Origin of the sequence: Salipiger aestuarii, from assembly GCF_003259905.1 — a bacterium.
Classification (GTDB): domain Bacteria; phylum Pseudomonadota; class Alphaproteobacteria; order Rhodobacterales; family Rhodobacteraceae; genus Salipiger; species Salipiger aestuarii.
Window position 1 is genome coordinate 20,227 of sequence record NZ_QLMG01000034.1, and the last position, 26,957, is coordinate 47,183.

Here is a 26,957-nt window from a genome sequence, read left to right on the forward strand (position 1 = left end):
GGTGGTATCGCCCGTACAAGCCCGGACAACGATCCGGACAGACAGGGGACACAGGTGATCGGAACCGTGATCAGCATCGACCGCGTCGAAAAACGCTTTGGCACCTTCACCGCGTTGCATGGTGTGTCCGTGGACATCGCCGACAATGAATTTTTCACGCTGCTGGGGCCGTCGGGGTGTGGCAAGACCACGCTGCTGCGGTGCATCGCCGGGTTCGAGCCGGTGTCGGGCGGGCAGATCCGCCTGAACGGCGAAGACATCGCCCCCCTGCCCCCCTACAGGCGCCCGGTGAACACGGTGTTCCAGCACTACGCGTTGTTTCCCCATATGACCGTGCTGGAAAACGCCATGTTCGGGTTGCAACGGCTGGGTTGGGGCGTGGTGGATGCCGAAGGGCGCGCCAGGCAGGCGCTGGAACTGGTGCATCTGTCGGCGTTTCTGAAACGCCGTCCGGGCCAATTGTCGGGCGGGCAGCAGCAGCGCGTGGCGCTGGCCCGCGCGCTGGCCCCCGAACCGCGCGTGTTGCTGCTGGACGAGCCGCTGTCGGCGCTGGATCTCAAGCTGCGCCAGGCGGTGCGGATGGAGCTGAAGCAGATCCAGCGCGAAACCGGCATCGCCTTTGTCTTCGTCACCCACGACCAGGAAGAAGCGCTGACCATGTCCGACCGCATCGCGGTGATGTCGGATGGCCGTGTGCAGCAGGTCGGCACCCCGCGCGAAATCTATGAATCCCCCGCAAACCGCTTTGTCGCGGATTTCATCGGTGAAACCAACCTGATCGAGGTGCCCGTGCTGAACATCTCGAACGGTCTCGCCGAGGTGTCCCTGCCCGGCGGCCGCGCGATCCAATGCCCCACCCGGTTGGTGGACGCCACGCAAGGCGTGCTGTCGGTGCGCCCCGAACGCATCGACCTTTGCGCGCCGTCCGAGGCCGACCTGATCGCAACCGCCGGCGCACAGGTGTATCTGGGCACCGATATTCAGCTCAAGGCGCATCTGGCAGGCGGCGAGCAAATGACCGTCCGCCTGCAAAACGCCGCCGCGACCGTGCTGCCCCAAAGCGGTGCCCGGCTTGGCCTGCGGCTGGAGGCGGGCGCCGCGCGCCTGCTGGCGGCCTGATGGCGGCGATGGCGCCGGGCGGCGCATCGGGTTCCGATATCTACAAGGGCAACGCGGTCAAGCTGTTGCTGCCCACATGGCTGGTCATCGGGGTGTTCCTGCTGATCCCCGTGATGCTGATGGCGGTCTATTCGTTCCTGACCAAGGAATTTCGCGGCGGCGTGATCTGGGAGTTCACCCTGACCGCCTACGATCAGTTTTTCCTGAACCGCGGGTTGTTTGGCGATGACCCCGCCAGCATTGAATGGACCTATATTGGCATTTTCTGGCGGTCGATCTGGCAGGCGGGGCTGGCGACGATCCTGTGCCTGCTCATCGGCTTTCCCACCGCCTGGTTCATCGCCACGCGCGACGCCCGGATGCGTACGGTCTGGCTGCTGATCGTGACGGTGCCCTATTGGGTCAACCTGCTGATCCGCACCGTGTCGATGAAATTCCTGATCCGCGACGAAGGCCCCCTGAACGCCGCCCTCATGTGGTCCGGTATCATCGACGCGCCGCTGGGCATCATCAACACCAACCTCGCGGTCCAGCTGGGGCTGTTTTACAGCTACCTGCCGTTCATGGTTCTGCCGGTCTACGCCGCCGTCGAACGCTATGATTTCTCACTCAGCGAGGCGGCGGCCGATCTTTACGCGTCGCGCTGGACCATCCTGCGCCTCGTGATCCTGCCGGTGGTGAAACCGGGCATCATCGCGGGCTGCATCCTGGTGTTCGTGCCCTCGCTTGGCGCCTTCCTGGCGCCCGACCTGCTGGGGGGCGCGAAAAGTTTCATGATCGGCTCGCTGATCGAGGAACAGTTCAAGGGCGCCGCCGGCAACTGGCCGTTCGGAGCCGCAAGCGCAATGATCCTGATGGCCATCGTGATGATCGTCCTGCTGGCCTACGCCCGGTCGCAAACCCGCGAGACCCGGACATGAGCGGGGGCATGAAACAGCTTGATCTGCGCCGCTTTCCCGGCTTTTTCGCCATAACGCTCGCGTGCGTGGCGGTGTTGTATGCGCCGCTGATGGTGGTGGCGGTCTACAGCGTCAACGAATCCACCTCGATCACCCGGTGGGGCGGGTTTTCGCTGGCCTGGTACGCGGATGTGTTCACCGGGCCGGAAAGCCCGAAATTCCAGCGCGCCGCGATGAATTCCATCATCATCGCGGTGCTGGCGGGCACCGGCGCCACCATCATCGCCACCAGCGCCGCCGTCGCCATGCATCGCGCCGGGCGCTTCCGCGCCAAGACCGCGACATTCGCCCTGATAAACCTGCCCCTGATGGTCCCCGAGGTCGTCACGGCGGTGGCCAGCCTGATCTTTTTCACCGCGATCGGATTTTCGGGGGGCATCGGGACGATCCTGCTGGCACATCTGACGTTCTGCATTCCGTTTGCCTACCTGCCCATCGCGGCGCGCATGCAAAGCATCTCCGACAGCTACGAACAGGCGGCGATGGACCTGTACGCCACACCGCGCGAAGCCTTCAGGCTGATCCTGCTGCCGCTGATGAGGCCCGGCATCTTTTCGGGCTTCCTTCTGGCGTTCATCATCTCGCTGGACGATTTCCTCATCACCAATTTCGTCAAGGGCGCCGGGGTCGAAACCCTGCCCACCGCCATTTTCGGAGCGGTGAAACAGGGTATCAAGCCCAACATCATGGCGATTTCCACCCTGATGCTTGGTGTGTCGGTGGCGTTCGTCACCCTGTCCTGGCTGATCGGGCGATCCGGCCAAAAGACCCAATAACCAACAGTGGAGCACAAGACATGAACAAATTCCTGGCCACCTCGCTTGTCGCGCTGACGGCCTCGGCCGCGCAGGCGCAAGAGCTGAAGCTGTACAACTGGTTCGAATACATGCCGCAGGAATTGCTGGACGCGTTCACCGAAGAAACCGGCATCGCGGTCACCATGGACACCTACGACAGCAATGAATCGCTGCTGGCCTCGCTCAAGGCGGGCAAGCTGGGGGCCTATGACATCGCCGTTCCGGGCGATTACATGGTCAAGATCCTTGCCGACGAGGGCATGCTCGACACCTTTGCCCCAGAGGAAATGCCCAACCTCGGCAACATCGAAACCCAGTGGCTGACAGTCCCGTTTGACGAGGGCCGCAAATCGTCGGTGCCCTATCAGTGGGGCTCGACCTCGTTTGCCGTCAACCGCGAGGTGTTTGACGGCGACATCCAGGACACCGCCATCATCTTCGATCCGCCCGAGGAACTGGCCGGCAAGATCAACGTTCTGGACACCTCGGGCGAATTGCTGACGCTGGCGTCGATGCATCTGGGCATCCCGCAATGCACCTCTGACCGCGAACAGCTCAAGGCGCTGAACGCGCTGGTGACCGGGGCCAAACCCGACTGGGCCAGCTTCGGGTCGGACGTGGCCAAGGACGTGCTGACCTCGGGCGATGCCGCGGCGGGCATGATCTGGTCGGGCTTTGCCGCCAAGGCGCGCGGCGAAGGCGCCCCGATCGAATATGCCTTTCCCAGGCAGGGCGTCATCGTGTGGATGGACAACCTCGCCCTGCTCAAGGATGCGCCCAACCGCGACTCGGCGCTGGCCTTCATGAACTTCATGCTGGAACCGGAAAACGCCGCCACGCTTACCAACTACGCGCAATATTCCGCCGGCGTGACGGGTGTTACCGAATTTCTGGACCCAGAGGTCGCCGATTCCCCCGAAGCCAACCCGCCCGAAGGCACGAAAACCGTTTTCGTCGAAGCCTGCCCCGAGGACATCCAGGTCATGTACGACGCGATCTGGACCAACCTGAAAAAATGAAGCTCGCGCTCTATCAGGGCCCCGTGCAAAGCGGGGCCACCGAGGCGGGTTTTGCCACCATAAGGCGCCAGCTTGCCGCCTCTGCGGCGGCGGGCGCGTCGATGCTGGTGATGCCCGAACTCTATTTGCCCGGCTACAACCACCCCGACCATCACCGCGATCTGTCACAACCGCGCGGCGGCGCATGGGAAACCCGGCTGGCGGCCATGGCACGCGATGCCGGCTGCGGGCTGACCATCGGCTGGGCCGAACGCGACGGGGACGCCGTCTACAACGCCGCCACCGCATTCGGTTCCGATGGCAAGGTGCTGGGCCACTATCGCAAGGTCCAGCTGTTCGGCCCGATGGAGCGCGCGTCATTCCAGCCCGGCGACGGGTTTTGCAGCTTTGATCTGGGGGGCGTCAAATGCACCCTGCTGATCTGTTACGACATCGAACACGCCGCCCATGTGACCGCGCTGGCCGCGCGGGGTGTCACGCTGTTTCTGGTGCCCACCGCCAATCCGCAGGGGTTTGAACATGTGCAGCGCCTGTTGGTGCCCGCCCGCGCGGCGGAACTGAACGTCACCGTCGCTTATGCCAATTACTGCGGCGAGGATGCCGGGCTGGCGTTCGGCGGCTGTTCGGTGATCGCCGGGCCGCTGGGTGCGGTTCTGGCGCAGGCGGGCGCGCAGGAAACGCTGCTGATGACCGACATTCCCGGCACGCGGGGCATCGACCCGCTGCTGCTGTCCACCCAACTGACCGATTTCAGAAAGATCTGATCCATGACCCTTGATCTGCCCGTCACCACCGATGAAATCCTTACCACCGATGTGCACCTGGTGCAGTCCTGGGCCGACCTGAACGCGCTCAAGCAGAACGGCGCGCGCACCGCGATTGTCGCAGCCGAAGGCAGCTATGTCACCGACAGCGAAGGCAACAAGCTGATCGACGGCATCGGCGGGCTGTGGTGTGTCAATGTCGGCCACAAGCGGGCCGAGATCATCGACGCGGTCACCGACCAGCTCAACACGCTGGATTTCTATTCGACCTTCTACAGCTTCACCCACCCCGCCGCCGCCGCGCTTGCGGAAAAGCTGGCGCAACTGGCGCCGGGGAACCTCAACAAGGTGCATTTCGGCAATTCCGGGTCGGTGGCGAATGAAACCGCCGTGCGGGTGCTGCACCATTATTACAAGCGCCTTGGCCGGCCGAAAAAGCGCATGGTGCTTAGCCGCCATGGCGCCTATCACGGGTCCACCCATCTTGCGATCGCCATGACGACGCCGGGCTATTCCGAAGGCTGGCACAAGGCCGAAGGAGTCGTGCATCACCTTGCGAAACCGCATTTCTGGCGTGAAGGCGACGGCATGACCGAACCCGAGTTTCTGGATTCGCTGATGGCCGACATGAAAGCCAGCATCGAATCCATCGGGGCGGAAAACATCGCCTGTTTCATCGGCGAGCCGATCATGGGTGCGGGCGGGGTCATCGTGCCACCCGCCGGTTATCACAGACGCGCCGCCGAGTTGTGCGCGCGCTACGACATCAAGGTGATCTCGGACGAGGTTGTCACCAGCTTTGGCCGCCTTGGGCATTTCTTTGCGTCCAGGGACCTGTTCGATTTCCAGCCCGACATCATCACCACCGCCAAAGGTCTGACCTCGGGCTATCAGCCGCTGTCGGCCACCATTTTCGCGGATGAGGTTCACGAAGTCATCAGCGCGCCAGGCGCCATGTTCACCCATGGCATGACCTATTCGGGCCACCCCGCCGCCGCCGCCGCCGGGCTGGCGAATATCGCGCTGATGGAACGCGACGACCTGCCGGGCCAGGTACAGACCACCGGCAAGCTGTTCGAAAACACGCTGCGTGGCCTGGCCGATCTGGACATCGTCGGCGAGGTGCGCGGCAGCCATTTCATGATGGGCATCGAACTGGTCAAGGACAAAGCCACCAAGGCGATGTTCGACCCCGATCTGAACATCGGCATGCGTGTGGCGCAGGCGGCGCAGAAACGGGGCCTCGTGGCGCGCCCGCTGGGGAACATCCTGATCCTGTCGCCTGTGCTGATCCTGACGCCCGCTCAGATCGCCGAGGTCGGCGGCATCCTGCGCGACAGCATTGCCGAAGTGATGGACGATCTGGCGGCATAGCCAACGCCTAAGCCACACCTTCGACAAGAGCTACTTTCCCAAAGCAATACGCTCTGGCACAGTTTCCGGCAGGCCCATAACGCCTGCCGTATCAATTTTTCAAAGGCCCCCGCGGAATGAACGTTCACGATCCCGCAGCCGAGCTGCGCGCCAATGTCGCCACCCCCTTTGAGGCCGCGCAGGCGATGCCCGTGTCGGTCTATACGTCCAAAGATTTCCTGGACCTGGAACAGCAGCACGTCTTTGGTGCAAGCTGGCTGTGCGCCGGGCGGGCGGAATCGCTGAAAGAATCGGGCGATTACATGACCATGGAAATCGCGGGCGAACCCATCATGGTGCTGCGCGACCGCGCCGGCGATCTGCGTGCGATGTCGAACGTATGCCGCCACCGCATGTCGACCCTGCTCGAAGGGCGCGGGCACGTGCGGTCGATCGTCTGCCCCTATCACGCCTGGACCTATAACCTCGACGGCGCGTTGCGCGGCGCGCCCGCGATGGACCTGAACCAGAGCTTTTGCAAAGAGGCGACCGGCCTGCCGCAGGTGCGTTGCGTCAACTGGAAAGGCTGGATCATGGTCACGCTGGACCCCGACCTGCCCGAACCCGCCGAAACGCTGAAGGAGATGGATGATCTTGTCGGCTATCTGCCGATGGAAAACTACGTCGAGACCTTTCGCGAGGAACACCGCTGGGATACCAACTGGAAGATCCTCGCCGAGAATTTCATGGAAAGCTATCATCTGCCGGTGTGCCACGGTGGCACCATCGGCGGCGCGGTCGATCTGCGCAGGATGACCTGCCCGCAGGGGTTTTCGGGGTTCAACTTTCACCATATTCTCAAGGATGACAGCATCGCGCTGTCCATCGCCCACAGGGACAACACCGCGTTGCAAGGCGAGGACCGCTACCGCACCTGGCTGCTGGCGATCTATCCGTCGCTGATGATCACCCTGACGCCGGGCTATTTCTGGTATCTCAGCCTGATGCCAGACGGGCCGGGCGGCGTGAAAATCCTGTACGGTGGCGGGCTGAGCCCGGATTTCATCGCCGATGCCGATGCCGAACAGCATTTCACCGCGCTCAAGGGCCTGCTGGACGATGTGAATGACGAAGATCGCGGCTGCACCGAACGGGTCTGGAAGGGGATGCAGTCCAGACACGCGGTGCCGGGCGCACTGTCGCATCTGGAGCGTCCGAATTACGAATTCGCCACATGGATCGCGTCGCGTCTTCCGGGGTGACGCGATCCATATGGCCTGCGCGCCACCGTCGCGCGGGGCGTGAGCAATGCAAGGGCCGGGGCCACCCCGGAGAGTGACCTCATGACGTTTTCACTGGTGGCGCGCTGCGCCGAAACAGGGCAATTCGGGGTGGCGATTTCGTCCTCGTCGCCCGCTGTCGCGGCGCGCTGCGCCTTTGCGCGCGCGGGCGTCGGCGCGGTGGCATCGCAGAACGTGACCGACCCGCGGCTGGGCACCGCGGCGCTGGATCTTATGGCGGGCGGCATGTCGGCGGCGCAGGCCGTGGCCAAGCTGGTCGCCACGCGCGACCACATGGATTACCGGCAGGTGCTGACGGTGGATGCGCAGGGCGTGACCGGCATTCATTCCGGGCCGAATTCGCTGGGCATCTGGACCTCCGCCATGGGGCGCGACGCGGTGTCGGGCGGCAACCTGCTGGCCAATGACGGCGTGCCGACGGCCATCGTCGCGGGTTTCGAGACCGCCACGGGCCCGCTGGGCGACCGCCTGATCGCCGCCATGCGCGCGGGCCTGAAGGCGGGGGGCGAGGCCGGGCCGGTGCGGTCCGCCGGGCTGCTGATCGTCGACCGGCAGGCATGGCCCTATGCCGAACTGCGCTGCGACTGGATCGACGATGGCTGCCCGATTGATTTCATCTCACGCGCCTGGCAGGTTTACGCCCCGCAGGCGAAAGACTACGTCACGCGGGCGCTCAACCCGGCAGCCGCGCCGTCCTATGGCGTTCCGGGGGATGAATGATGCGCGTGCTTGAGCTTCTCGACCGGCTGATCGCCTTTCCCACCGTGTCGAAAGACAGCAACCTTGCGCTGATCGACTGGGCGCAGACCCATCTTGTCGCCTGCGGCTTCGATGTGACGCGCGTGCCCTCGCCCTGCGGACACAAGGCCGGGCTGGTTGCCAACAGGGGTGGCAGCGGCGGCACGATCCTGTCGGCGCATGTGGATGTTGTTCCGACCCAGGGCCAGCCCTGGACCCGCGATCCATTCGCGATGACCCGCGAGGGCACGCGGCTATATGGGCGCGGCACCACCGACATGAAAGGCTTTGTCGCCTGCGCGCTGACCCTGGCCGAGGACATGCCCGCCGATGCCGGTCCGGTTTCCATTGTGCTGTCCTGGGACGAGGAACTCGGCTGCATCGGTATTCCGCACATGATGGACGCCGTGCGCGCGCTGGGGCCGCAAAAGCTGTGTGTCGTGGGCGAGCCGACGTCCCTGCGCATGGCGACGGGACACAAGGGCAAGATCGCCTGGCGCGGGGTATGCTCCGGTCAGGCCGGGCATTCCGCCATGGCGCCGATGTTTCGCAACGCGTTGCACGGGGCCTGCGATCTGGTCTCCGCGCTGCGCCGCGAACAGGCCGCGCTGATCGCTGACGGGGCGCAGGACAATGGCTATGATGTGCCCTGCTCGACCCTGCATGTGGGCGTGCTGCGCGGTGGCACGGCGCTGAACATCGTGCCCGACAGCGCCGAAGTGCTGTTCGAGGCGCGCCATCTGGCGGTGGACGACCCCGCCGATCTGCTGGCGCGGGTGATGGATGGGCTGACCGGCATCGAGGTGTCCAGAACCTTCGCCTATCCCGGCCTTGATGCGGACCCGGATGCCCCCGCGCTGTCCCGGATCCGCGCTCTGTCGCGCGGTCTGATCAAAGTGTCCTACGGGACCGAAGCCGGATTCTTTGCCCCGATGCTGCCCACCGTGGTCTGCGGCCCCGGCGACATGGCCCAGGGCCACCAGCCCGACGAGTTCATCGACATCGAACAGTTGACGCGTTGCGTGGACATGCTGAGGGCGCTGGTGTGACGACGCGCCCTAGACCCTGCGCGCGCGCAGCGAAAACACCTGGCGCAGCGTTTCCATCGGGGTGACCGTATGAAAGATGTCGCCCAGCATCGCCGCGTCGGCCTTTAGCCCGTCGATCCAGCCGCCGCGCTTTTGGTGCTTCATCGGGCTTTCGACACCGGGCCAGCGGACCACGGCGATGTGCAGCCCCTGCTCGATCCACAGCCGGTTGACGAACACCTCAAGCCCGAATTTCGGCAGCGCCAGAAGCGTGTCGGTGCGGCTGGCCAGCAGATCGCGCCGCATCACCCTTTCGCCTGAGATATAGTCGATCCCGAGACCGCGCCAGACCAGCGGCGCATTGCCCCGCAGGGACAGCGAGGCATCGGCGCGCCCCTCCAGCACCGGCGCGATCAGCGCGCTCAGTTCATCCGTACGCAGCCCCAGCAGGTCGCTGTCGAGCAGCAGGACGTGGCTGCCGGTCGCTTCGGTGATGCCGCGCGTGACGGCGCAGGTCTTGCCGCCGTTGCGCTCTTGCCGGATGATCCGCAGACGGGATGCGCGCTGCGCCACCGCGCGAGCGCGGGCAACGGTGTCGTCGGTGGACCCATCGTCGACCACCAGGATCTCGTCGATCAGCGGGTGATCCAGCACCGCGTCCAGCACCGCGCCGATGCGCGGCGCCTCGTTATAGGCGGGGATGATGCAGGTCAGGGTGGCGGCGGTCATTTCCATGTTGTCCTTTTGATCAGCCAGACGATCCCGGCCAGCAGAATAACGCCCAGAAGCAGCAAAGAGATCCGTGCAATCCAGTCATCAATACGGCTGTAGGCGGATCCGAACGCATATCCGATGGCCACGAAAAACAGGCTTTTTGGAATCGTCGCCGCAAGGTTCACCCACAGGAACCGCCCCATCGGCATCCGCGCAAGCCCGGCCGCGACCAGCACCGCCGCTCCGGCGGAATGGGTCAGCTTGCCCACCACCAGCGTCTTGACGCCGTTGCGCTGGAAATGCCCGGATACCTGCGCAAGCCGCGCCCGCGACAGCCCCATGCGATACCGCCAGCGGATCGGCAGGCGGTGCAGCCCCCAGCGCCCAAGCGAATAGAACACTGCGTCGCCGAGCAGGTCCGCAAGAATGACCACCACGCCGACGCTCCAGACATCGAGCAGCCCGCGCGATGCCAGCCAGGCTGCGATGACGGTGACGATTGGCCCCTCAAGCACCGCAATGGGCGCAAGCAGGACGAGCCCGTCCTTGGCGATCAGGGCAGCCACGGTTTCAAGTCCCAACAAGTGCTACTCCGCCGGCCCTGTCCTGACAGGGGCCATATCGGTTCCGCGCCAGGTGATGGTGCGCCCTGCCCATGTGGCCCCCCACAGCGCCGGAAGCAAGAGGTCGCGCGCGCCCATGGCTGCAACATCGCGCAGCCTCGACGGCCAGCCCGCCAGCCGCGCCAGCGCCCATTCGGCGCCGTACCAGACCGCCAGCAGCCCCGGCAGCGCCCACCCGGACAGCGCGCCCGACAAGACCAACGTCACAAGCGCGACCAGCGGCAGCATCGGCCCCTGCGCGATTTCAGCGGCGAAAATCAGCGGAAACCCATCGCGGCGCACCCGACTCCAGCGCAGCTGGCGGTCCCAGACGCTGCGGGCATCGCGAGTGCCGACCGGTTGGGGAAACAGCCGTGGCGCCAGGCGCACACGGCACCCCTGAGCGCGCACCAGCTTGGTCGCGGCGACATCTTCGGCAAGGTTGCGCCCCAGCGCCGCAAGACCGCCACCCCGTTCCAGCACGTCGCGTTTCCAGAACAGCGTCTTTCCCTGGGCAAAGCCAAACCCCAGCGCATCCGCCGCCAGTTGCCAGCGCCCCTGCGAGGTATTCAAAAACGCGCATTCCAGCGCACCCCAGAAATTTCCCGGCCGAATCCCGGCGGGCGGCGATGTCACCAGACCGGCGCGGGCATCCCAGCGCGCCACCAGCGTCGCCAGATAGTCGCGCGGCAGCAACAGGTTGCTGTCGGTCATCGCAAGCCAGCCGCCGCGTGCCGCGCCATAGCCCTTGTGCAGGTTGTTCAGCTTGGGGTTGCCGCTGATGGCGGTATCACCGATCAGCAGACAAGACGCGACCTGCGGGTTGCGCGCGATGATCCGGCGCACCAGCGGCACGGCGGCATCGCTTTCACGGGCCGCGCAAAAGATTACCTCGTAGCGGGGGTAATCCTGCTGGAACGAGGATTCCAGCGTCTCTTCGTCAAAGGCATCCAATCCGCAGACCGGGCGCACCAGCGACACGAACGGGCTGTCCGGCGCGGCCCGCACCGGCGTTGCATCGCGATACCGCCAGGCCGCAAGCGCCGCAGTGGCAAGGTGGATGCCCAGCAGGCCCAGAACCACGCAGACCAGCAGCAGCGTCATGCCATGCCCTCCGCCAGCGCACCGCCCTTGCCGGTCGCGGGCCTGGGTCCCGAGGGCGCGGCAGCGGGCGGCGCAACGTGCTGCATCATGCGCAGCGCGCCGGACTGATCTTCGGCCAAAGCAGTCAGGCTGTCGATCCAGTCGCCGCAATTGGCGTAAATCACATCGTCGTGGTGGCGCAGGACCGGCTTGTGGGAATGCCCGCAGATCACGCCCGTGGTGCCACTGGCGCGCGCCAGTTTGACCAGCCGCTTTTCAAACCTGTCGCCCATGGCCAGCAGCGTATTGGCTCGCTCGATAATCCTTTGCGCCGGACTCGGGGCATCGTGCGCAAGCGCGAAGTGGCGACGGTGCCAGAGATCGGTCTGGCGCAGCATCGCGTCAAGGCGGCTGCCCAGCCGTGTCATGAAATGCCAGCGCAGAAAGCGCGGATCGCATTGATCGCCGTGCAGCACAAGGTAGCGCCGCCCATCGGCGGCCCGGTGCACCACCGCCTCGCGCAGCTCCCATCCGGCGACCCGCGCATCGGGGACGCGCATCGCCGCGTCATGATTTCCGGGCAGGTAGACGATGCGCGCGCCATTGCCCGCACGCACCGCAAGATCTGTCATCACCGCCTCATGGGCGTCGTTCCAGTGCACGCGCCCGCCATGCCAGAGATCGAAGATGTCCCCGACAAGATAGATCGTGTCTGCCTCGACCCCCTTGAGAAAATCCAGAACCTGCGCAGGCCGGCTCGCACGCGCGCCAAGATGAAGATCCGACAGGAACAGACTGCGAAGACCGTTCGTGCGCGTGGCATGACCGACATGACCTGCATGGCCCGACGAACGGGAAGCAATGGGCGCCATGGGTAAAATCCTTGTTCGCTCGCGCGACTTATGGCCCGTGCGTGTATCGGCATTATGACGCGCAAACGCGCCAGACGCGCAAGGGTTCCCAAGGGGCAACGGCTTTTGCCGCGATGCCGCATCAGCGTTGCGATCCGGCCGCGCCGGCGATGCCGTCGCGCGCGACTGACACCGCCTTGAGCACGGCGAACACCGCCTGCCCCTGGGCCAGCCCAAGCGCCGCCACCGACCGCCGCGTAACCCGCGCCAGCAGCAGGTTCCCACCCGCGTCAAGCTGTACCAGCGCCCCCGGCCCCCCGCCCAGCCGCAGCGCGGTGATCCGTGCGGGCAGCACGTTCAGCGCGGAAATGCCTTCGGGGCGAGCGGTTGCAAGCATCACATCCTGCGCCTGCACATGAACCCTGACCGCCGCGCCGGGCGCGCCCGCGATCTGCGGCACCAGAAGGCGCAGGTCGCCGGCGGACAGCTCGGTGATGCCATCGCCGTGCTGCACGGCGATCACCGCCTGCAACATTGCTCCGGCGGCGCGGGGGCCCAGCGGGGTCACCGACGGGTCGCCAAGGATTTCAGCCGCAGCGCCCTGCGCCACCACCCTGCCTCCGTCCAGCGCGATGACAGATGTCGCCAGCCGCGCAACTTCGGCCGGGGCATGGCTGACATACAGAATGGGCATTCGTGTTTCATCGCGCAGCCGTTCGAAATAGGGCAGGATCTCGGCCTTGCGCGCCTCGTCCAGCGCTGCGAGCGGTTCGTCCGCAAGGATCAGCGCCGGGCGCGACAGCAAGGCCCGCCCGATGGCAACACGCTGGCGTTCCCCCCCGGACAACCGGCCCGGTCGGCGATCCAGCAGCGCGCCGATCCCCAGCATCTCGACCACGCGCGCAAAGTCGGCAGGGTCGTGCTGCCCCGCGAACCAACCGCCGTAGCGCAGGTTCTGCCGCACGCTGAGATGCGGAAAAAGCCGGGCGTCCTGAAAGATATACCCCAGCCTGCGCTTGTGCGGCGGCAGGAACACGCGCCGCGCGCCATCGTACAGCAGCTTGTCGTTCAGCGTGATGCGGCCGTCTCCAGGCCGCGACAGCCCGGCCACTGCGTTGACGATCGACGTCTTGCCCGACCCCGACCGCCCGAACAGCACCGTCACCCCCGGCGGCGCGACGAATTGCGCATCCAGCACAAAGCGCCCGAGCGTCTGGCGGATATCCACGCGCAGAGTCATGCACCTGCCACCCGTGCGGCGGCCCGGCGCGCCAGCATTTCGGACAGCAGCAGCGCCGACATGGCGATGGCCACCGACACCGCGACCAATCGCAGCGCCGAGGATTCGCCGCCGGGCACCTGAAGAAAGGCATAGATCGCCGAGGGCATGGTGCGCGTCTCGCCGGGGATGTTGGACACAAAGGTGATGGTCGCGCCGAATTCTCCCATTGCCTTGGCAAAGGCCAGCACCGCACCCGCCAGGATTCCCGGCAGGCTGAGCGGCAGGGTCACGGTGGCGAACACCCACATGCGCGAGGCGCCGAGCGTCGCGGCCGCTTCTTCAAGCCTGGGGTCCACCGCCTCGACCGACAGGCGGATGGCGCGGACCATCAGCGGAAAGGCCATGATCCCCGCCGCCAGTGCCGCCCCCGTCCAGCGAAAGGCGAAGGTGATGCCGATCTCTTGCAGCGCGCCGCCGATGGGGCCGCGCGTGCCAAAGGTCAGCAACAACAGGTACCCCGTGACCACCGGCGGCAGGATCAGCGGCAGATGTACCAACCCGTTCAGCAATTGCTTGCCAGGAAACGACCAGCGCGCCAGCGCATAGGCGGTGAGGATGCCCAGCGGCAGCCCGCCCAAGGTGGCCCAAAGCGCCACCTTGAGCGACAGCGCAACGGCCTGCCATTCCTCGGGGCCAAGCCAGGTCATTCGTCGCCAAGCACCACAAACTCCTGCGCGGCAAAGGCGGCCCGGGCCCGGGGTGAGCGCAGGAAATCCAGAAAATCCAGCGCAGCTCCGCCGGTCACCGCCGCTGCGGGGTAGACGATGCGCGGATGGCTTTCGGCGGGAAAGCGGCCCAACACGGTGACGCGCGGTTCGGCCACCGCGTCGGTGACATAGGTGATGCCCAGCGGCGCCTCGCCCGACGCGACAAGGGCCAGCGCGGCACGCACGTTGTCGGTCTGTGCCACATGGGGCGCAACACCCTGCCACAGGCCCAGGCCTTGCAGCGCCGCCTTGCCGTAGATGCCGGCGGGCACCGCGTCGACCAGCGCCATGGCCAGCCTGCCATTGCCCAGCAGCGCGGGCAAATCCAGATCCGGCGTGATCGCGACAGGATCGCCGCCGGTCCCGATCAGCACAAGGCTGTTGCCCAGCAGATCCCGGCGGGTGGCCGGATCGACCAGCCCCTGATCTTCCAGCCGGTCCATCCAGCCGGTGTCGGCCGAAATGAACACATCCGCCGGGGCGCCCGATTCGATCTGGCGCGCCAACGCCGACGATCCCGCAAACGACACCACTGCCCGGTTGCCCGTCGAACCGGCGTACAGGGCGGAAATCTCGTCGAGCGCGGTCTTGGTGCTTGCCGCGGCGAACACGGTGACGGTGTCGGCGGCCACGCCCGTCGCGCAGATGGTCAGCAGCGCGGCAAGGCCGCGCCGGGACACCGGGCGAAACATAAAGCGAAACATGGGCCTGCCTCCGGATGATGGGCGCGGGCACAGTGTCATGGATCGACCTTGCACTTGCAAGCGGCGCGCGGTTCACTCGCCGCCGCCCCAACCGAAAGGCCCCCGGATGCTGGACGCACGGATCCTGCCGTTTCAACGCCGCCTGCTGCGACCCCCGGCCCGTTGGCTGCACGCCCACGGCACGCGGGCCGACGCGATCACGCTGACGGGCTTTGCCATCGGGCTTTGCGCGGTGGCGGCGGTGGCTTGCGGCGCGTTTGGTCTTGCGCTTGCGGGGCTTGTGGCGAACCGGCTGGCCGACGGGCTGGATGGCGAGGTGGCGCGGATGGCCGGGCCGACGGACCGGGGCGCCTTTCTAGATATTGCGCTGGATTTCGTATTCTACGCGCTGTTCCCGCTGGGGTTCGCCTTGGCCGATCCGGGCGCGAACGCGCTGCCTGCCGCGGTGCTTCTGGCCAGCTTCGTCGGGACCGGATCGTCGTTCCTGGCGTTTTCGGTGATTGCGGAGCGGCGCGGACTGAAAGCCGCAGACTATCCGACCAAGGGCATCTTCTACCTTGGCGGGCTGACCGAGGGCACCGAAACCATCGCCCTGTTCGTGCTGTTCTGCCTGTGGCCCGCCGCCTTTCCCTGGCTTGCGGGGATCTACGCCGCCGCCTGCGTCGTTACAACCTTGACGCGATTGTACGCTGGCTGGGCGCTGTTTCGCTAGCCCTTGCTACCGGGCTGTCAGCAACGCAAAAGGCGCGCCGACCGGGACGCGCCTTTCAGGGCTGTCGCCGCTCTCGGAGAGAGATCAGAGAAGTTCGATGTTGACTGCGCTCTCGCGTCCGTCGCGACCCGACTGCAGTTCGAATGATACCTTCTGATTGTCCTGAAGACCGGTCAGGCCGGAACGCTCGACCGCGGATATATGGACGAAAATGTCCTTATTTCCGTTCTCGGGGGCAATGAAGCCATAACCCTTGGTGGTATTGAACCATTTGACGGTGCCGGTTGCCATGGCGGGAACCCTTCGGTTTTGACGCTGCCCGCGGGACTGCGGCAGCCTGGCCTTGTCGTCATATTCGAAAGACACTGGCCGTAAGGGTTGGTCGTCGAAGTAGAAGAACGTAAGCACATTCAATATTTCATGCGTGATGAGTCGGCGCAAGTTTTTTGCAACCCGAATTGCACCCATAAGGAGAGCGCCCCGATCGGGGCGCCGCCAGTTTTGCGCAAAAGGCCGGCGCCGCCGGATCGGTCAACCACGCATGATGCGGTTGACATGGCCCATCTTGCGCCCGGCCTTGACCTCGGACTTGCCATAAAGATGGATCGCGGTGTCCGCTTCGCGCGCGAGATCGGGCAGCCTGTCCATATCATCGCCGATCAGGTTTTCCATCTGGACATCCGCATAGCGGCTGCCGTCCCCCAGCGGCCAGCCGGCCACCGCGCGCACATGCTGTTCGAACTGGTCGATAACGCAGCCGTTCTGGGTCCAGTGGCCGGAATTGTGTACACGCGGCGCCACCTCGTTCACCAGCAGGCCCTGCGGCGTCACGAACAGCTCGACCCCCATCACGCCCACATAGTCCAGCGCGTTCAGCACCTGCGCGGCCAGCAGCACCGCATCGGTCGCCTGCCGGGTCGACAACCGGGCGGGCACGGTGGTGGTGCGCAGGGTACCCATCCGATGGATGTTCTCACCCGGATCGAAACAGGCAACCGCCCCGTCGGCGCCGCGCGCGGCGATCACCGAAACCTCATACTGGAACTGCACGAACCCTTCCAGGATCGCCGGGGCGCCGTTCATCTGCGCCAGCGCCGCTTCGGCCTGGTCGGGCGCCGCGATCCGCGCCTGACCCTTGCCGTCATAGCCCAGCCGCCGCGTCTTGAGGATCGCGGGCGTGCCGATGGTGGCCAGCGCCGCGATCAGGCTGGCCTGGTCCGTGACATCGGCAAACGGCGCGGTTTTCAGCCCCAGGTCGGTAAGAAAGGTCTTTTCGGTCAGCCGGTCCTGGCTGACGCGCAGCGCCTCGCGGCCCGGCCGGATCGGGCGCAGCGCCTGAAGCCGGTCCAGAGCTTCGGTGGGGATGTTTTCGAATTCATAGGTGATGACGTCGACCGAGGCGGCGAAGGCGTCAAGCGCCGCCGTGTCGTCATAGCCCGCGGTCGTGAGCGCATTGGCGACCTGACCCGCGGGGGGGGCGCCCGCAGGTTCGTACACATGCGTCCTGAACCCGAGACGGCTTGCCGCCACGCACAGCATTCGGCCCAGTTGGCCGCCGCCGAGAATGCCGATGGTCGCGCCCTGGGGAAGGGGATTTGTCATAAGGGGTCTCCGTGCTGCCGTGTGGCGTTTTCCCTTGAAACGCCGCCCGCCGCAAGCGTGTCGGTCGATGGCCAGCGCCAGTCGCTCAGCTCGATGGCCAGCGCCTGTCGGGCAGGTCAGTGGCCCGCGCCAGTTGCGCAGGTCAGTGGCCCGCGTCAGTCGCGCAGGTCAGTGGCCCGCGTCAGTCGCGCAGGTCAGTGGCCCGCGTCAGTCGCGGGACGGCTCTTCCGGGATCGACGCAGAAAGAGCTTCGCGCCAGGCATCCAGTCGGTCGGCCAGCGCCGCATCGCTCAGCGCCAGGATGCCAGCGGCCATCAGCCCCGCGTTGGCCGCCCCGGCCCCGCCGATCGCCATCGTGGCGACCGGAAAGCCGCGCGGCATCTGAACGATGGAATACAGACTGTCGACACCCGACAGCGCCCGGGTCTGTACCGGCACCCCGATCACCGGCACGCGCGTCTTGGATGCCATCATCCCCGGCAGATGCGCCGCCCCGCCCGCCCCGGCGATAATCACCTGCAATCCGCGTCCGGTCGCCTGTTTGCCATAGGACCAAAGCCGATCGGGCGTGCGATGCGCCGACACGATGCGGCTCTCGTAAGCGACGCCCAGCTCATCCAGAATCCGTGCGGCTTCTTGCATCGTGGGCCAGTCGGACTGGCTGCCCATGATGATCCCGACCTTGATTTCCTGTCCCGGCATCCCGTGTCCTCATCGCGAAAGAGGCGGCATCATACCTCGCCTCGCAGGGTTGTCCATGCCTGCGGCGGGGCGCGCACCGAGTCCGCTTGTGGCGGAAGCTGTTCAGCGGTCGCTCATGCTGAAAAATAGCGCATCCAGAGGCGGTTCCCATAACACCGGCGGACCTTTCGGCCATGTCTTGTCGCGGATTTCGGCGCGCCCGGCGTTCGTCGACGTGTTGGCGCATCGGGCGGCCAGGTCGCGCGGCCATTGGTCCACGTGATGCACGTCCTGCGGGACCTGCGCGTCGGGATCTGGCGCGTTTCCATATTTTGCCGGATCCCGTCTGCAGTCCGGGCTCGATCCCCAAGCCGCACGCTCGGTCGGCCTGAATGATCCGCCAAGACAATGCCGAAGCCAAGTCAGCCCGTCGTCTCACCCCGCGTGATCGCTGTCCTCATGGCAGGGCCGCGCGCCGTTCCGGGCGCAGGGCGCCTTGGTCGTGAGGCCATCTGGGGAACGCCCATGCCCTGTCGCGCGGTCTACCATCCGCCACGAAGTTACATTGCAGTTCCTGACCGTCCGGAACATCGGTCAACGGGTAGACCGCGCCGAGTAGGCCCCCGCCCGAACAGGCCACCGCTGATAAGCCCGGCCTGCGGTCTCCGATCCGCGTCGGCTTGAGCAAAGTCGCGGACATCAGGCACCGGCCATGGGCAAAGCGGAAATCCGGGCGGCTGGTGGGCGGTTCCAGTTTGACCCGTTCAGCCTTCTGCGCCCGGACCGCCCGTCCTGATACGGGAACCCGTCCGTCAAGAAGATCGAAATTGACCAAAGCGTCGATGGTCCCCGCAAGCGGGACGGCGTGTTGCTGTTCCGAAAAGCACGGCGGCATGAATTCGGAGCTGCGCCTACAAACTTAGTTCCCGGAGGGCGACCCAACACCGTGTGCGCGGCACCTGCAGCGTGAGCGGCTGCTACCCCGGCCGACGCCCGTAGCGCCGGCCGGCAGTGAGGGCACAAAAGTACGACCTGTATGTACCGCGCTATGTCGCTGTCGTGAAGTTGCCGCTGGCCGGTTGCGATGATGTTCTGATCGCATCGGTTACGGGACAGAGCAAGCGCACGGACCAGCAATACACACGGCATATGCGCCAGCGCGGCAGAGCCGGACAGCGGGGGTGATTTTCGCCTTGCGAACAGAACAGAACGAAAATAGAAAGTGCGGCAGAGGGTGTGTCGGCCCTAACCACGGATCACCTAGATGATTGAAATGGCGAGTTGGCGGAGTGGTTACGCAGCGGATTGCAAATCCGTGTACACCGGTTCGATTCCGGTACTCGCCTCCATTATTTTCAATGACATAGCTGGTTCCTCTTCTTAGGGGTATCACTGTGGGTATCAGGTTCTTTCTCTGATCCCCGTTCGTTCCCCGTGTCATTTCGCTTCTCTGCCGCCTGCCGCGCCCGCATGATCTGGCGCGCTTCACCGGCATATTTCCGGACCATCGCGTCGGTCGCGTGGCCGCTGAAAGATTTAATCTCGTCGTCAGAGCAGCCCGCCCAGGCCAACTCCTTGATTCCGCGGTAGCGCAGAGCGTGCAGGTCGAACTGCTCCAGCTGCATGCGCCGCCGCGCCTTGAGCATGATCTGCGCCATGTTGCGATAGCTCATCTTGCCGTCGGTTTGCGTGCGCAGGATCGGCCCCTCCGCCGCAGCACCGTCAAACCACGTCTGCGCATCAAGCAGCGCGGTCTTCAGCTCCGCTGTACAGGGCAATTGAAGCGCGTAGCCGGTCTTGTTCTGCTGAACCGCCAGCGTCTCGCCGTCAAAGTCCGACCAGGTGAAATCCACCCAGTCCCCGGGCCGCTGCACCGTGCCGACGCCAATCTCGAAGATAAGCCGCTCGATACTCGTCGCCTGCTCTCGGAAGGTTGCAACAGCCTGGTCGGTCCACGGCAGGTGGGCCTGCTTCTTGTCGTCGGGCGTCGGCAAATGGCGGACGCCCTTCGCTGGGTTCTGCGAGAGCCAGCCAAGATCGATCGCGTGCTCACATAGGATGGCGAGATGATCTCGGCGGAGCATCCGGCCTCGGGCGACACACTGCACTGCCGCTTCGATGTGATCGGGATGTGTGCCAGACCGCAGCGAACGGCTTGAAGGAGCCCAAAGCCGCCGTTCATGCTTGTCGCAGCGAGTGCAGTCACAGAAATTAGAGTTGAGTCCTAGCGGGTTGTGAGGCCCGACCTGCTGCTGCGGTGCAGCTTCTCCAAAGCAGCCGTTGGTGCTTTCCGCGGCGTTAGCAGTTGCGACAAGCGGATCGCGCAGGTTTCCTCACCGCCGTTGCCATCTTTAGAAACCCATGTGAGGGTTCAGTAAGGCCGCTTTGATTTCTGCAAAGAGTATCTGGCGTTTCGGTGGCACGCTGGCTGTGCAGCGAGACTGGATAAGAGCGGAGGATATTTGTCATTGAGAGCATAGGCGGCATGCGATTTCGGCCTTCGCCAACGCAAGTTTCGCTACAAGGGTCTTCTCGAACTCGCGGACGAGCCTTGGCTGCGAGCCGGATTTCGCGGAGACGACGGTCGTCACGAAGGGAAGGTCATGAGAAAACGGCCTGATCACCAGTCCCCTGTCGAGATATTCCAGAGCGGTTATCGGGTTCACAATCGCCGCGCCCATCCCGCAGGCTACCAAGGCGCAGGCTCCGGCAGATGTCTCCGCCTCCAGCGTCCTGGACGGGTAGACATTCTCGGAGGCAAGAAGATTATCAAGACGGATGCGATACGGGTCGAAGGCCGACAGCAGGATCAGGTTCTGCCTTGACAGATGCTGTGGCCTAATCACTTCCTCCTCTACCAGCGGATGGGAGCGCTGCAGTAAGACGACCTCGCTCATGGTCGTGTACCGGTGAACCGAAAGATTGGGATCATCCACCTCGTAGGCAGCAATGCCGATGTCGATGAGGCCCTTGTGCACCGCTGAATGAACCTCCTTCGACAGCAAGGACTGGACTGAGACGGAGAGGGTAGGATCCCTCTCCATAAGCCTCGAGATAGCGTCGGCAAGAAACATGTTTGAGAATGCCGGCAGGCAGGCAATGCGAATCTGCTTTGTCTCACGCTTTCTGATAGCCTCGGCCGTCCTGCGGATGTCGTTCATGCCGCGGTAGGACTCTTCTATCACCGCCGACAGCTCCACTGCCGCAGCGGTCGGGAGGAAACCTCCTTTAGAGCGGTCGAACAACCGCAGCCCCGTCGCGTCTTCCAACTGCTTGATGGAACGACTGACGGAGGGTTGGGATGTGTTGAGAATACTCGCCGCACCCGTCGCTGTTCCCACCGCCAAGACTGCGGAAAAAGCTTCGATCTGGGTCGTCGTCAACTTCATCACTCACCCATATCACAAATGAATGGAAGATGTGAACCTCTCTATTTGATCTCTGTGAACCTCGGTAGATATGGTCATGACGGAAGGGGCAACTGCTACCTATTCGTCAGTATAGGCTGCCCGCGCAACAGGCGGGGAGCGTGTTTTTTGCAATAATCTGCTGCGGTATGGTGCCATGTATTTTCATGAGCGTCTGCCGCGCTGCAACGCAACCCGGGTGCGAACATGCTGCAGACGATGAATTTCGAGAGACTGGATCCCCATAGCTGGCTGTGGCAGGGGGTCGGCCATTGCTCGGGGCACTTCGGGGAACTGCTGCAAGGGCGGTTTAGCGATGGCCAGGGAGGCAGCTTCAGGGGTTTGGTGACGCTGTCGTGCCGGAGCGTCGGCTCGACTGCTCGCGCGATAATCGTTCCCGGGGATGGCGACATTGAGGCGCCACGCGGCCTGAGCAAGGTGGCACGGGCCGCACAAACATACCGCAACCTCCACCATGTGCCGCGTGATCAAGATTTCCGGATCGACATCATCAGCAGCATCCCATCTGGCATCGGAATGGGCTCATCAACTGCCGATATCGTTGCCACCGTCCGCGCCCTGGATCAGGCATGCGGGCACCTGACGGGCATCGATGATCTCGTCGCGCTCGTGCTCAGCGTCGAGGAAGCGTGCGACTCCACGATGCTGGATCACAACGTAAGGCTTTTCGCGCAGCGCGATGGCAAGGTCAGGGAGGAGTTCGGCGTCAGGCTTCCGCCCTTCTACGTCCTTGGCGTCAACATGATGCCTGGCGAAGTCTTCGTTACCGATGACATGCCTCCGGCCGAATACTCTGCTGCCGAAATCGGCCACTTCGACGAGCTCCTGCAACGCCTGAGACTTGCAGTCCGTGACGGCGACGTCCGCTCCTTGGCGGCGATCGCCACGGAAAGCGCCATGATCAACGAGCGGAAATACCCCAAGAGCAATATTGAGCACTTGCTGGTACTCCGGAAGACGTTGAGTGCGTCGGGTATCTGCATTTCTCACTCGGGAACGGTCACAGGACTAATTTTTCCCCTTGATGCTCTCCCCCTCCAATCCAGCCTAAATGAAGCCTCATCGGAAATCACGTCATGGGGCAGCCGCTATCTCGGTCTTTACAGAATCTGACATCGGAAAGTTCACCATGACCATCAATTTTGCCAAGCCCCACCCCAGTGTGCTTCGGACCTTCTCCGAGCCGATGTTCGTCAACCTTCGCCCGAACCTGACCGCAGCGAAGTTCGACCTCATGAAATTCACGCCGGCAAAGAGCATAATTGAGGACGCGCTTTCATCCGGGCGCTTGGTGCATGGCAGTCACGTCATCGAAAGCAGTTCGGGCACCTTTGCCCTCGCGCTCGCGATCCTGTGCTCCCAATTCGGATTACACCTCACCCTCGTCACAGGGCCGGTCTCCCAAGTCGTTCGCTGGAGACTCGAAAGTCTCGGGGCAAAGCTCCATGTGGTCAATCAGAGCAATCTCTGCGAAGGCGGGATCCAGCAGGCGCGGCTTGGCGTGCTTGCAGAGCTGCTCCAAGAGAACCCTGACGCCTTCTGGCCCAAGCAACACACGAACCCGTTGAATGCCGCGTCCTATCGCCCTTTTCCCACGAAGCTTCTCGATGAAGGCCGCCGTTTTGACACGCTCGTCGGAACTGTCGGCTCGGGGGGATCCCTGTTTGGCTTCGCCCGCGTCCTGCTAGAAGATAACCCTAGCCTGAAGGTCGTTGCAGTCGACCACAACAGGAGTGTCATTTTCGGGGCGAAGGCCAGCAAGATTACACGAATGTGCCGTGAGTCCTTCGAGCAGGTTCTCGCTATGGGCGCCGGCATTCCGATGGGCAATGTCAGCTTCCAAGATTGCGACGAGGTCCACTGGGTGCCAGTTCCCAAGATGGTGCAGCAAGTCCATCAGTTTCACGCCGAGACCGGGCTGCTGGTCGGCGCGTCGAGCGGAGCCGCGCTGACGGTAGCGAAGTGGCATGCGGAACGGGAGCCGGACCGCAACGTGCTGACGATTCTTCCCGATCACGGCGTGAGATATGTTGAGACCCTTTTTGATCCGGAATGGCTCGATCGCTGGCCGGACGACCTGCGTGTAACGTGGGACAGCCCCCAAGACAAAGAAAGCCTTGAGGACATTACCGAGGGGTGGTGCCGGATGACGTGGGGCCGAAAGCCCTTCGAGGCCATCGCCGGTCACCCGCCGCTCCCCCGGCACGCCGGTTACAATCCCTGAAGGGCCGCGCCATGAACATGCATTCCGATTCTTCATTCAGTGCATCCCGCAGGTTGAGGTTCAACAGAGCGACCTTGGCATCTCAGCAGCGCGACGGCGGGAAGCCGGTGTTGGTGGGCATTGACCGTGAGGCGCTATCCCTAAACGTCGGCATCATTCGACGTCGACTTGGAGCGCGAGGCCTCTGCGCGGTCCTGAAAGGCGATGCCTATGGGCATGGCATCGACCTCGTTGGCTCGTGCCTTCTTGACCAGTGCACTCACATGGCAGCCGTAGATAACTATGAGCTCGTCGCGCTGCGGAAGATGGCCCCCAACACCCCGCTCCTCCGGCTCAGGGTCGGGACAGAGGCTGAAATTAGTCAGGCCGCCCGCGCCGGGTGGCGCATTCGCGAGATGGCCGCCTCGCGCGACAAGATCGAGCGAATCTCCCGTCTTCACGCTCATTTTGGGGCACGCGCGGAGATCCACCTCACCCTAGATGCGGCCGGGTTAGGACGGAACGGGTTCTTCTTCAGGGACCTTGATGATATCGACGTCCTGGCGCGCGACATCATGGCCATGCCGAATGTAACGGTCGCGAGCATCGCCTGCCATCTTCCGGATGCCGGAAACGCAGACCCGTCGGATCGAGACGACCCGAGCCGCGTTGCCATCGACAAGTTTCGCGCTGCGGTCTCGGTGCTTCTGCGTCATATGCGGGAGAATGGTCGCAAGCTGCCAGAACTATCCGCCTACTCATCCGCGTCGTCCTGTGCGTTCGGACAGAGCGATAGTCTCTTGGATCTCGGCTGTGCTGTATTCGACCGCATCGGCAGCTCGCTCCTCGGATTGACGGAGGGCAACGGGCATGGAGAGCGGAACACGTCCCAGGTGATGCATGTATCCACGGCTGTCTGTGATGTCGTGCACCGTCAGGTCGGGGAGACGGTTGGCTATGAGCGGTCATACGCAGTCGAGGCGGCGAACGGTGAGGACGTGGCTCTCCTAGGTGCAGGCTGGCTAACCCTGAGCCGCTATCAGCAAGGCATCGGGAAAACGGAGCTACCGGCTTGGTGCATAGGTCCCGATGGTTCGCCTCACAGGTTCCTTGGACGGCAATCCATGAACATCTCGACCATCGCCGCCAAATCCGCGCGAGGCGGCAACCTTAAGACGGGCGACATGTGCTTCCTCACGACCGACTTCCACGGGACAGACTGCGCCCCTACGATCCCGCGCATCGCCAAATGGATGGGTGGCGTGCAGCACGAGTTCGTCACGTCGGCATTCGGGGCCAGCCCCTCCAGCTTGCGCTTCCTCTTCTGATACTAACCTCTCATAAAGATATGCCCCCATGACCTATGCGACAATGAAGCCGAATCTTGCGGGCAGCAACCTGACCGGGGTGTTCTGGGCATTCCTCGGCGTAGGGCTGTTCGGCTTCATCTACATCTCCGGAAGGCTCAGCGGCGGCGGCATCTCCGCAGGCCAGCTCATCTGGTTCCGATACGTCGGCGCGCTGATCGCGATGACACTCTGGATCACCATTTTCCCTTCCGAACGGGCCAAGGTGCGCTCGCGGCAGGTGCCGGTGCATGGGCTGCGAGCCATGGCCGGCGGCGGCGGCGGCATGGCCGCGATCTACGCCGCGAGCCATATGTCGGTAACCAGTGCAACCGCAATCGGACTCTTGGACGGCCTGTTCGTCATCATCCTAGGCGTGGTGCTGTTGGGTGAACGCTTTTCTGCCAAGCAGTGGGCGGCCGCCGCTTTATGCCTTCTCGGGGCAGCCGTAGTCGTTCTTGCCAGCGGGGCGGCCACGGTGCGGCTTGAGGACATGTTGCCGGCCAGTGCGGCACTACTAGGTGCGTTTCTCGTGGCAACTGAGAGCATCATGATCAAGAAGCTGGCGCGCTCAGAGACGAGCGTGAGCGTACTTTTCTATGTCAGTCTTTTCGGAACAGTCCTCTTTTCGGTTCCGGCCGCGGCTTCTTGGAACTCACTCGGTCCCGCCGCAATCGGTCTGCTTCTTCTTCTGGGACCAATCGCCCTAGCGGGCCAGCTCTGCAACATTTTCGCCTTCAGACGATCGGACGCCGCCCTAATCGGTCCAATCCGCTACACTTGGATCATCTGGGGCGCCCTTTTCGGATGGCTCTTCTTCGGCGAAATTCCTTTGGCCGCGACATGGGGCGGCATGGTTCTTATCCTTTGCGGAGGCTGCTACCTAGCCTTCTCCCGAAACCGAAAGCCGATGCAATGAAGACCCGCGGCACGGTGGTGGTGGTGTGACAGACGGTCAGGCGGTCCTTGGACGCTAACGCTCAAATACATGAGCCGCCCGCTTCTTCATCGACTGACGTACTCCTTGTATGCGTCTCAGATAGAGCCTGATGCTCCACAATCATCGTTGTGGAACCGTCAGCTATATACGGTCAACATACCAGCCCCGCATACTAGCTGCGCGTTAGGATTTTTCCGTTTATGAAGCGAAATGTGGATGTCCGCTATCGGAGGCAGCATGCCCGGCATGCTGCACCGCCATCAGGCGGATCTTTGCTTCTCGGGCAGATATGGAGATAAGTAGAGAAGGTGAGGCTGCAGATGCGGCGAACGGCCGGAAGGTCCGCATAGCTGCCAGTGGGCCTAGTCCGCATCTGCGTCCGCTTTGGTACTTCCCGTATCAAGCGCTCTATATACGGTCATGCGCGAAACCCCTAGATCTCGGGCAATCTGGGATTTGGATGTGCCCGCTGCGGCCAGTCTCTGAATTTCAGCGTCATCGACCTTCTTCTGCCGCCCCTTGTAGATCCCCTTGCCCTTCGCGGCGTCGATACCTGCACGTTGGCGGTCCCGGATGAATTTCAATTCCATGTCGGCAACCATGCCGAGGACGGTGATCACCATGCGCCCCATGTCGCCTGCCGTCGTCACCTCGGGTTCAAGGATACGTAACGACGCGCCCTTCGCATCCAACGTAACCGCCCGATTGAGGCCGCCTGCCTGACGGCGGGGTTCCGAGCTAAGACACGTGCATAACGACGTCCTTAACGACGTGTCTTATTAGGAGGGGCCATGCTGGGCGAGGTTCTGGGCGTTGAGCGGCGCCGGCGGTGGAGCGAAGACGAGAAGCTCGAGATCCTGTCGGAGGTCGGTGTCGGCGGCGCGTCGGTGACGCAGGTGGCGCAGCGGCACGAGATCACGCGCTCCCAGATCTACGGCTGGCGGCGTGATCTGAAGAAGAAGGGCTTGTGGTCGCCGGATCGCGGGACCGTTTTCCTTCCGGTCGATTTTGGTGAGGCGCGGAC

28 protein-coding genes, 1 tRNA gene and 1 pseudogene are annotated in these 26,957 nt (G+C 63.9%); 16 read left to right on the forward strand and 14 right to left on the reverse strand.

Annotated features, from left to right (window positions below):
* Positions 1-54 precede the first annotated feature (54 nt).
* The 9 genes from ATI53_RS15935 to argE all read left to right on the forward strand — a co-directional run bounded on the left by ATI53_RS15935 (position 55) and on the right by argE (position 9,099).
* Complete coding sequence (locus ATI53_RS15935; RefSeq protein ID WP_111550834.1) at positions 55-1,119, forward strand: ABC transporter ATP-binding protein; 1,065 nt, start codon at positions 55-57, stop codon at positions 1,117-1,119.
* The gene (locus tag ATI53_RS15940; protein ID WP_205912151.1) at positions 1,119-2,039 is read left to right on the forward strand and encodes an ABC transporter permease; all 921 of its coding nucleotides are present in this window, start codon (positions 1,119-1,121) and stop codon (positions 2,037-2,039) included. Before ATI53_RS15935 ends, ATI53_RS15940 begins: the two co-directional genes overlap by 1 nt.
* 8 nt (positions 2,040-2,047) lie before the next feature.
* Complete coding sequence (locus ATI53_RS15945) at positions 2,048-2,854, forward strand: ABC transporter permease (protein ID WP_009502338.1); 807 nt, start codon at positions 2,048-2,050, stop codon at positions 2,852-2,854.
* 20 nt (positions 2,855-2,874) lie between these two features.
* A complete protein-coding gene (locus tag ATI53_RS15950; RefSeq protein ID WP_009502337.1) occupies positions 2,875-3,894 on the forward strand; it encodes an extracellular solute-binding protein in 1,020 nt (339 codons plus the stop codon).
* Positions 3,891-4,658 carry a carbon-nitrogen hydrolase family protein gene (locus ATI53_RS15955; protein WP_111550835.1) on the forward strand — a complete coding sequence of 256 codons (768 nt, stop codon included), beginning with the start codon at positions 3,891-3,893 and terminating at the stop codon, positions 4,656-4,658. The genes ATI53_RS15950 and ATI53_RS15955 overlap by 4 nt, the downstream gene beginning before the upstream one ends.
* 3 nt (positions 4,659-4,661) lie before the next feature.
* Positions 4,662-6,032, forward strand: coding sequence for an aminotransferase class III-fold pyridoxal phosphate-dependent enzyme (locus ATI53_RS15960; protein ID WP_111550836.1), 1,371 nt, complete (start codon positions 4,662-4,664; stop codon positions 6,030-6,032).
* A gap of 116 nt (positions 6,033-6,148) precedes the next feature.
* Positions 6,149-7,273: an aromatic ring-hydroxylating oxygenase subunit alpha gene (locus ATI53_RS15965; protein ID WP_009502334.1), complete on the forward strand. Its 1,125-nt coding sequence runs from the start codon at positions 6,149-6,151 to the stop codon at positions 7,271-7,273.
* Positions 7,274-7,354: 81 nt separating this feature from the next.
* Positions 7,355-8,032: a DUF1028 domain-containing protein gene (locus tag ATI53_RS15970; protein WP_111550837.1), complete on the forward strand. Its 678-nt coding sequence runs from the start codon at positions 7,355-7,357 to the stop codon at positions 8,030-8,032.
* The gene (gene argE, locus ATI53_RS15975) at positions 8,032-9,099 is read left to right on the forward strand and encodes an acetylornithine deacetylase (RefSeq protein ID WP_111550849.1); all 1,068 of its coding nucleotides are present in this window, start codon (positions 8,032-8,034) and stop codon (positions 9,097-9,099) included. The genes ATI53_RS15970 and argE overlap by 1 nt, the downstream gene beginning before the upstream one ends.
* 9 nt (positions 9,100-9,108) lie before the next feature.
* On the opposite strand, the gene ATI53_RS15980 is transcribed toward argE, so the two are convergent.
* The 7 genes from ATI53_RS15980 to modA form a co-directional block, all read right to left on the reverse strand.
* The gene (locus ATI53_RS15980; RefSeq protein ID WP_111550838.1) at positions 9,109-9,807 is read right to left on the reverse strand and encodes a glycosyltransferase; all 699 of its coding nucleotides are present in this window, start codon (positions 9,805-9,807) and stop codon (positions 9,109-9,111) included.
* A complete protein-coding gene (locus ATI53_RS15985; RefSeq protein ID WP_111550839.1) occupies positions 9,804-10,376 on the reverse strand; it encodes a DedA family protein in 573 nt (190 codons plus the stop codon). Before ATI53_RS15985 ends, ATI53_RS15980 begins: the two co-directional genes overlap by 4 nt.
* 3 nt (positions 10,377-10,379) lie before the next feature.
* Positions 10,380-11,498: a ceramide glucosyltransferase gene (locus ATI53_RS15990; protein WP_111550840.1), complete on the reverse strand. Its 1,119-nt coding sequence runs from the start codon at positions 11,496-11,498 to the stop codon at positions 10,380-10,382.
* Entirely contained in the window at positions 11,495-12,349 is an 855-nt protein-coding gene (locus ATI53_RS15995; RefSeq protein ID WP_111550841.1) for a UDP-2,3-diacylglucosamine diphosphatase, read from the reverse strand. The genes ATI53_RS15990 and ATI53_RS15995 overlap by 4 nt, the downstream gene beginning before the upstream one ends.
* A gap of 121 nt (positions 12,350-12,470) precedes the next feature.
* On the reverse strand, positions 12,471-13,568 hold the full coding sequence (modC, locus tag ATI53_RS16000; protein WP_111550842.1) for a molybdenum ABC transporter ATP-binding protein: 1,098 nt from the start codon (positions 13,566-13,568) through the stop codon (positions 12,471-12,473).
* The gene (gene modB, locus ATI53_RS16005) at positions 13,565-14,257 is read right to left on the reverse strand and encodes a molybdate ABC transporter permease subunit (protein WP_009502326.1); all 693 of its coding nucleotides are present in this window, start codon (positions 14,255-14,257) and stop codon (positions 13,565-13,567) included. Before modB ends, modC begins: the two co-directional genes overlap by 4 nt.
* The gene (modA, locus tag ATI53_RS16010; RefSeq protein WP_009502325.1) at positions 14,254-15,021 is read right to left on the reverse strand and encodes a molybdate ABC transporter substrate-binding protein; all 768 of its coding nucleotides are present in this window, start codon (positions 15,019-15,021) and stop codon (positions 14,254-14,256) included. Before modA ends, modB begins: the two co-directional genes overlap by 4 nt.
* 106 nt (positions 15,022-15,127) lie before the next feature.
* On the opposite strand from modA, the gene ATI53_RS16015 reads away from it, so the two are divergent.
* Positions 15,128-15,733, forward strand: a complete 606-nt coding sequence (locus ATI53_RS16015; RefSeq protein ID WP_111550843.1) for a CDP-alcohol phosphatidyltransferase family protein — start codon at positions 15,128-15,130, stop codon at positions 15,731-15,733.
* An 84-nt stretch (positions 15,734-15,817) separates the two neighbouring features.
* On the opposite strand, the gene ATI53_RS16020 is transcribed toward ATI53_RS16015, so the two are convergent.
* From ATI53_RS16020 to purE, 3 genes are all read right to left on the reverse strand, one after another.
* Complete coding sequence (locus ATI53_RS16020) at positions 15,818-16,024, reverse strand: cold-shock protein (protein ID WP_009502323.1); 207 nt, start codon at positions 16,022-16,024, stop codon at positions 15,818-15,820.
* 240 nt (positions 16,025-16,264) lie between these two features.
* Positions 16,265-17,335 carry a 5-(carboxyamino)imidazole ribonucleotide synthase gene (locus ATI53_RS16025; protein ID WP_009502322.1) on the reverse strand — a complete coding sequence of 357 codons (1,071 nt, stop codon included), beginning with the start codon at positions 17,333-17,335 and terminating at the stop codon, positions 16,265-16,267.
* A 207-nt stretch (positions 17,336-17,542) separates the two neighbouring features.
* Complete coding sequence (gene purE / locus ATI53_RS16030) at positions 17,543-18,037, reverse strand: 5-(carboxyamino)imidazole ribonucleotide mutase (RefSeq protein WP_009502321.1); 495 nt, start codon at positions 18,035-18,037, stop codon at positions 17,543-17,545.
* A gap of 1,254 nt (positions 18,038-19,291) precedes the next feature.
* Here purE and ATI53_RS16035 point away from each other — a divergent pair.
* Positions 19,292-19,365: transfer RNA gene (locus tag ATI53_RS16035), tRNA-Cys, on the forward strand.
* Between the two features lie 6 nt (positions 19,366-19,371).
* Here ATI53_RS16035 and ATI53_RS16040 read toward each other — a convergent pair.
* Positions 19,372-20,100: a tyrosine-type recombinase/integrase gene (locus ATI53_RS16040; RefSeq protein WP_111550844.1), complete on the reverse strand. Its 729-nt coding sequence runs from the start codon at positions 20,098-20,100 to the stop codon at positions 19,372-19,374.
* Positions 20,101-20,481: 381 nt separating this feature from the next.
* On the reverse strand, positions 20,482-21,405 hold the full coding sequence (locus ATI53_RS16045; protein WP_009507334.1) for a LysR substrate-binding domain-containing protein: 924 nt from the start codon (positions 21,403-21,405) through the stop codon (positions 20,482-20,484).
* A 225-nt stretch (positions 21,406-21,630) separates the two neighbouring features.
* Between ATI53_RS16045 and ATI53_RS16050 the strand changes: the two genes are divergently transcribed.
* Genes ATI53_RS16050 through ATI53_RS16065 form a run of 4 tightly spaced genes read left to right on the forward strand, consistent with a single transcriptional unit; the run spans position 21,631 to position 25,912 of the window.
* Complete coding sequence (locus tag ATI53_RS16050; RefSeq protein ID WP_111550845.1) at positions 21,631-22,557, forward strand: GHMP family kinase ATP-binding protein; 927 nt, start codon at positions 21,631-21,633, stop codon at positions 22,555-22,557.
* 16 nt (positions 22,558-22,573) lie between these two features.
* Entirely contained in the window at positions 22,574-23,668 is a 1,095-nt protein-coding gene (locus tag ATI53_RS16055) for a pyridoxal-phosphate dependent enzyme (RefSeq protein WP_111550846.1), read from the forward strand.
* Positions 23,669-23,679: 11 nt separating this feature from the next.
* Complete coding sequence (locus ATI53_RS16060; RefSeq protein ID WP_111550847.1) at positions 23,680-24,975, forward strand: alanine racemase; 1,296 nt, start codon at positions 23,680-23,682, stop codon at positions 24,973-24,975.
* Positions 24,976-25,003: 28 nt separating this feature from the next.
* Positions 25,004-25,912 (forward strand): DMT family transporter, encoded by a 909-nt coding sequence (locus ATI53_RS16065; RefSeq protein ID WP_009507338.1) that lies wholly within the window; start codon positions 25,004-25,006, stop codon positions 25,910-25,912.
* A 383-nt stretch (positions 25,913-26,295) separates the two neighbouring features.
* Here ATI53_RS16065 and ATI53_RS24640 read toward each other — a convergent pair whose 3' ends face one another.
* Positions 26,296-26,484 carry a helix-turn-helix domain-containing protein gene (locus tag ATI53_RS24640; RefSeq protein ID WP_282958003.1) on the reverse strand — a complete coding sequence of 63 codons (189 nt, stop codon included), beginning with the start codon at positions 26,482-26,484 and terminating at the stop codon, positions 26,296-26,298.
* Positions 26,473-26,628, reverse strand: a pseudogene (locus tag ATI53_RS24645) (recombinase family protein); the annotation flags it as partial. The pseudogene ATI53_RS24645 and the gene ATI53_RS24640, both read right to left, overlap by 12 nt.
* Positions 26,629-26,724: 96 nt before the next feature.
* Here ATI53_RS24645 and ATI53_RS16075 point away from each other — a divergent pair.
* Positions 26,725-26,957: transposase (locus ATI53_RS16075; RefSeq protein WP_146609895.1), on the forward strand; the 233-nt coding region annotated here is incomplete at its 3' end.

Coding starts and splice junctions, on each gene's coding strand:
- ATI53_RS15995 (WP_111550841.1), bottom strand. CDS start 12,349: ATGGCGCCCATTGCTTCCCGTTCGTCGGGCCATGCAGGTCATGTCGGT.
- modC (WP_111550842.1), bottom strand. CDS start 13,568: ATGACTCTGCGCGTGGATATCCGCCAGACGCTCGGGCGCTTTGTGCTG.
- ATI53_RS15990 (WP_111550840.1), bottom strand. CDS start 11,498: ATGACGCTGCTGCTGGTCTGCGTGGTTCTGGGCCTGCTGGGCATCCAC.
- ATI53_RS16045 (WP_009507334.1), bottom strand. CDS start 21,405: ATGAAGTTGACGACGACCCAGATCGAAGCTTTTTCCGCAGTCTTGGCG.
- modA (WP_009502325.1), bottom strand. CDS start 15,021: ATGTTTCGCTTTATGTTTCGCCCGGTGTCCCGGCGCGGCCTTGCCGCG.
- purE (WP_009502321.1), bottom strand. CDS start 18,037: ATGCCGGGACAGGAAATCAAGGTCGGGATCATCATGGGCAGCCAGTCC.
- ATI53_RS16055 (WP_111550846.1), top strand. CDS start 22,574: ATGACCATCAATTTTGCCAAGCCCCACCCCAGTGTGCTTCGGACCTTC.
- ATI53_RS16015 (WP_111550843.1), top strand. CDS start 15,128: ATGCTGGACGCACGGATCCTGCCGTTTCAACGCCGCCTGCTGCGACCC.
- ATI53_RS16040 (WP_111550844.1), bottom strand. CDS start 20,100: ATGCTCCGCCGAGATCATCTCGCCATCCTATGTGAGCACGCGATCGAT.
- ATI53_RS16025 (WP_009502322.1), bottom strand. CDS start 17,335: ATGACAAATCCCCTTCCCCAGGGCGCGACCATCGGCATTCTCGGCGGC.
- ATI53_RS16020 (WP_009502323.1), bottom strand. CDS start 16,024: ATGGCAACCGGCACCGTCAAATGGTTCAATACCACCAAGGGTTATGGC.
- ATI53_RS16065 (WP_009507338.1), top strand. CDS start 25,004: ATGACCTATGCGACAATGAAGCCGAATCTTGCGGGCAGCAACCTGACC.
- ATI53_RS15960 (WP_111550836.1), top strand. CDS start 4,662: ATGACCCTTGATCTGCCCGTCACCACCGATGAAATCCTTACCACCGAT.
- ATI53_RS15950 (WP_009502337.1), top strand. CDS start 2,875: ATGAACAAATTCCTGGCCACCTCGCTTGTCGCGCTGACGGCCTCGGCC.
- ATI53_RS15955 (WP_111550835.1), top strand. CDS start 3,891: ATGAAGCTCGCGCTCTATCAGGGCCCCGTGCAAAGCGGGGCCACCGAG.
- ATI53_RS16050 (WP_111550845.1), top strand. CDS start 21,631: ATGCTGCAGACGATGAATTTCGAGAGACTGGATCCCCATAGCTGGCTG.
- ATI53_RS15970 (WP_111550837.1), top strand. CDS start 7,355: ATGACGTTTTCACTGGTGGCGCGCTGCGCCGAAACAGGGCAATTCGGG.
- ATI53_RS15965 (WP_009502334.1), top strand. CDS start 6,149: ATGAACGTTCACGATCCCGCAGCCGAGCTGCGCGCCAATGTCGCCACC.
- ATI53_RS16060 (WP_111550847.1), top strand. CDS start 23,680: ATGAACATGCATTCCGATTCTTCATTCAGTGCATCCCGCAGGTTGAGG.
- modB (WP_009502326.1), bottom strand. CDS start 14,257: ATGACCTGGCTTGGCCCCGAGGAATGGCAGGCCGTTGCGCTGTCGCTC.
- ATI53_RS15940 (WP_205912151.1), top strand. CDS start 1,119: ATGGCGGCGATGGCGCCGGGCGGCGCATCGGGTTCCGATATCTACAAG.
- argE (WP_111550849.1), top strand. CDS start 8,032: ATGCGCGTGCTTGAGCTTCTCGACCGGCTGATCGCCTTTCCCACCGTG.
- ATI53_RS15980 (WP_111550838.1), bottom strand. CDS start 9,807: ATGACCGCCGCCACCCTGACCTGCATCATCCCCGCCTATAACGAGGCG.
- ATI53_RS15945 (WP_009502338.1), top strand. CDS start 2,048: ATGAAACAGCTTGATCTGCGCCGCTTTCCCGGCTTTTTCGCCATAACG.